Source organism: Streptomyces sp. PA03-6a (genome assembly GCF_033792765.1).
In the GTDB taxonomy this organism is placed as follows: domain Bacteria; phylum Actinomycetota; class Actinomycetes; order Streptomycetales; family Streptomycetaceae; genus Actinacidiphila.
Window position 1 is genome coordinate 1 of record NZ_JARAVK010000237.1, and the last position, 3,946, is coordinate 3,946.

At 74.7% G+C, this 3,946-nt stretch carries 4 protein-coding genes; 1 reads left to right on the forward strand and 3 read right to left on the reverse strand.

What is annotated here, in order from left to right; all coding sequences use genetic code 11:
- Nucleotides 1-135 precede the first annotated feature (135 nt).
- Genes PV350_RS37085 through PV350_RS37095 form a run of 3 tightly spaced genes read right to left on the reverse strand, consistent with a single transcriptional unit; the run spans nucleotide 136 to nucleotide 2,789 of the window.
- Nucleotides 136-1,293 carry an acetyl-CoA C-acetyltransferase gene (locus PV350_RS37085; protein ID WP_499513889.1) on the reverse strand — a complete coding sequence of 386 codons (1,158 nt, stop codon included), beginning with the start codon at nucleotides 1,291-1,293 and terminating at the stop codon, nucleotides 136-138.
- 46 nt (nucleotides 1,294-1,339) lie between these two features.
- On the reverse strand, nucleotides 1,340-1,987 hold the full coding sequence (locus tag PV350_RS37090) for a TetR/AcrR family transcriptional regulator (protein ID WP_499513890.1): 648 nt from the start codon (nucleotides 1,985-1,987) through the stop codon (nucleotides 1,340-1,342).
- Nucleotides 1,988-2,003: 16 nt separating this feature from the next.
- Nucleotides 2,004-2,789, reverse strand: a complete 786-nt coding sequence (locus tag PV350_RS37095; RefSeq protein WP_499513891.1) for an SDR family oxidoreductase — start codon at nucleotides 2,787-2,789, stop codon at nucleotides 2,004-2,006.
- Nucleotides 2,790-2,836: 47 nt separating this feature from the next.
- Between PV350_RS37095 and PV350_RS37100 the strand changes: the two genes are divergently transcribed.
- Nucleotides 2,837-3,946, forward strand: a 1,110-nt coding sequence (locus PV350_RS37100; RefSeq protein ID WP_500337874.1) for an acyl-CoA dehydrogenase family protein, incomplete at its 3' end; no start/stop codon positions are given.

The window sequence follows — 3,946 nt, forward strand, 5'->3', positions numbered from 1 at the left end:
CGGCCGGACGACCGGGAGGCCGAGCGCGGTATCGGCGCGACCGCACCGCGACGCGGGGGCGGTGGCACGGGCCCCCACGTCGCGGTGCGGTCGCGCCGATACCGCGCTCGGCCTCCCGGTCGTCCGGCCGGCGGGTCAGAGCCGTTCGATGATCGTGACGTTGGCCTGGCCGCCGCCCTCGCACATTGTCTGCAGTCCGAAGCGCCCGCCGGTGCGCTCCAGTTCGTGCAGGAGGGTGGTCATCAGCTTCACGCCGGTGGCGCCGAGCGGGTGGCCCAGCGCGATGGCGCCGCCGTTGACGTTGACCCGGCCGGGGTCGGCGCCGGTCTCCTTGAGCCAGGCCAGGACGACGGGGGCGAAGGCCTCGTTGATCTCGACCAGGTCGATGTCGTCGATGGTCATCCCGGTCTTCTTCAGGGCGTGCGCGGTCGCCGGGATGGGCGCGGAGAGCATGCGGATGGGGTCCTCGCCGCGCACCGACAGGTGGTGGACCCGCGCCCGCGGGGTGAGCCCGTGCTCGCGGACCGCGCGCTCGGAGGCGATGAGCATGGCGGCGGCCCCGTCCGAGACCTGGGAGGACAGGGCCGCGGTCAGCCGCCCGCCCTCCACCAGGGGTTTGAGGCCGGCCATCTTCTCCGCAGTGGTGTCGCGGCGCGGGCCCTCGTCGGTGGTCACACCGGCGTAGGGGGTGAGTTCGCGGTCGAAGCGGCCCCCGTCGATCGCGGCGACCGCCCGCCGGTGGGAGCGCAGCGCGAACTCCTCCATGGCCTTACGGGTGATGCCCCACTTCGCGGCGATGAGCTCCGCGCCGTGGAACTGGCTCACCGGGGTGCTCCCGTAGCGGGCGCGCCAGCCCTCGGAGCCGGAGAACGGGCCCGCGGTCAGGCCGAGCGGTTCGACGGCCCGGTGGTTGGCGTAGCCGATGGGGATGGCCGACATGTTCTGGACTCCGCCCGCCACGACGAGGTCCTGGGTGCCGGACAGCACGCCCTGGGCGGCGAAGTGGACGGCCTGCTGGGAGGAGCCGCACTGGCGGTCGACGGTCACGCCGGGGACCTCCTCGGGCAGCCCGGCCGCCAGCCAGCTGGTGCGGGCGATGTCGCCCGCCTGCGGGCCGACCTGGTCGAGGCAGCCGAAGACGACGTCCTCGACTGCGGCCGGGTCGACCCCGCAGCGTTCCACCAGCGCCTTCAGTACATGGGCGCCGAGGTCGGCGGGGTGGACCGCGGACAGCCCGCCGCCGCGCCGGCCGACCGGGGTGCGGACCGCTTCGACGATGTAGGCCTCGGCCATGACTGCTCCTCCGTGGGGACCGGGTGGTGGACCGGGTGCGGCTGCGTCATTCCCGGGCGGTGACGCCGTCCAGCACCATGGACAGGTACTGCCGGGCGATCTCCTCGGGGCTGTGCTGCCCGCCCGGCCGGTACCAGGACGCCGCGACCCAGACGGTGTCGCGGATGAAGCGGTACGCCAGCCGCAGGTCGAGGTCGGCGCGGAACACCCCGGCGGCGGCGCCGCGTTCCAGCGTCCCGAGCCAGAGCCGCTCGAACCTGCGCTGCGAATCGCCGAGATAGGCGAAGCGCGGCTGGGAGGACGCCAGCTGACGGGCCTCCCGCTGGTAGATCGCGACGGCGTCCAGGTGCCGGTCGATCTCCCGGAAGGACTCGGTGACCAGGGCCTCGACGGTCTCCCGTGGGCCGAGGCCGGTGGCGAGCACGTCCTCGTACCCGGCCCACAGCTCGTCCAGGAAGGCCGAGAGGATCTCGTCCAGCATCGACTCCTTGGAGTCGAAGTGGTAGTAGAGGCTGCCCGCGAGCATCCCCGCCTCGTCGGCGATCCGCCGGACGGTGGTGGCGTCGTAGCCCTGCGCGGCGAACACCCTGGCGGCGATGGCGAGGAGTTCGGCGCGGCGCCCGTCGGAGGGGGCCGCGGCCCCCGCGGGGCTCTTGGTGGTCCTCGGCGTGGTCTTCGGAGTGGTCTTCGGCACGGGGATCATTCTCGCTTCACGCGTGCTGGCTGCTCACCGGGACGACCTCCCCGGTCATGTACGAGGAGTAGCCGGAGGCGAGGAAGACGATCACGTTGGCGACCTCCCAGGGTTCCGCGGGGCGGCCGAAGGCCTCGCGCGCGGTCAGCTCCGCCAGCAGGCCGGGGGTGGTGACCTTCACCAGGTGCGGGTGCATGGCGAGGCTGGGGGAGACGGCGTTGACCCGCACCCCGTACGCCGCCGCCTCCACCGCCGCGCAGCGGGTGAGCGCCATGACCCCGGCCTTGGCCGCGGCGTAGTGCGCCTGCCCGGCCTGGGCGCGCCAGCCGACGACGGAGGCGTTGTTGACGATGACGCCGCCGGCACCGGAGGCCTTCATCCGGCGCAGTGCGGCGCGGGTGCAGCGGAAGGTGCCGGTCAAGGTGACGTCGAGGACCTGCGCCCACTGCCCGTCGGTCATCTCGGTCAGTTCGGCGGTGCCGCCGAGGCCGGCGTTGTTGACCACGACGTCCAGCCGCCCGTGCCGGCGCTCCGCGAGGTCGAGCAGCGCCGCGACCTGGGTCTCGTCCGTGACGTCGCAGGGGAGCGCGGCGACCCGGTCCGGCCCGAACTCGTCCGCCAGGGCGGCCGCGCACTCCTTCAGCCGCCGCTGGTGGACGTCGCCGATCACCACCCGGGCGCCCTCCTCCAGGAGGCGCCGGGCCGTCGCGCCGCCGATGCCGGCGCCCGCCGCCGCGGTGACGACCGCGGTGCGGTCCGCCAGCAGCGCGTGGCCCGGCTGGTACGGGGGTGGTGGAGTCACACCACCGACGTTAATCTACCAAACACTTGTTAGGGAAGGGGGAGCGGGTGGATCTCGACTTCACCGCGGAGGAACGGTCCTTCCGGCGCCAGTCCCGGGACTGGCTCGCCGCGCACGTCCCGGCCGTCCCGCTGCCCTCCCTGGAGACGGCGGAGGGCTTCGCCGCCCACCGCGCCTGGGAGCGCCGGCTGGCCGCCGACCGCTGGTCGGTCGTCTCCTGGCCCGCCGCCTACGGGGGGCGGGACGCGACGCTCCTCCAGTGGCTGGTCTTCGAGGAGGAGTACCACGCCGCCGGGGCGCCCGGCCGGGTCGGCCAGAACGGGATCAGCCTGCTCGGGCCCACCCTCCTGGAGCACGGCACCCAGGAGCAGCGCGACCGCGTCCTGCCGCCCATGGCGCGCGGCGAGGTGATCTGGGCACAGGCCTGGTCCGAGCCGGAGGCGGGCTCCGACCTGGCGTCGCTGCGCTCCACGGCCACCCGCACCGAGGGCGGCTGGCTGCTGCGCGGCCAGAAGACCTGGTCCTCCCGCGCCGCGTTCGCCGACCGCGCGTTCGGGCTGTTCCGCAGCCACCCCGGGGCGCCGCGGCCGCACCAGGGGCTGACCTACCTGATGTTCGGGCTCGACGCGCCCGGGGTGACCGTGCGCCCGCTCGCCCGCCTCGACGGGAAGCCGGCCTTCGCCGAACTCTTCCTGGACGAGGTCTTCGTGCCCGACGCCGACGTGGTCGGCGCCCCCGGCGACGGCTGGCGGGTCGCCATGAGCACGGCGGCCGACGAGCGCGGCCTCACCCTGCGCAGCCCCGGCCGCTTCACGGCGGCCGCGCGCCGCCTGGCGGCCCTGTGGCACTCCTGCGGCGAGGACGCGGACCCGGCCGCCGCTGACCGTGTCGCGGACGCGCTGATCGGCGCCCGTGCGTACCAGCTCGCCGCCTACGCGGGCGCCGCCCGCGCCGCCGAGGGCGGCGCACCGGAAGCAGGCGCCTCCAGCCTCACCAAGGTCTTCTGGTCCGAGCTGGACATCGCCCTGCACGAGACCGCGCTGGACCTCCTGGGGCCGCCGGGGGAGGCCGCCGGGGGCCCCTGGGCCGAGGGCTGGGTGTTCGCGCTCGCGGGGCCCGTCTACGCGGGTACGAACGAGATCCAGCGCGACATCATC

Excerpts from the sequence above, each read along its gene's own strand:
- PV350_RS37085 (WP_499513889.1), bottom strand. The coding sequence starts at position 1,293 with ATGGCCGAGGCCTACATCGTCGAAGCGGTCCGCACCCCGGTCGGCCGG.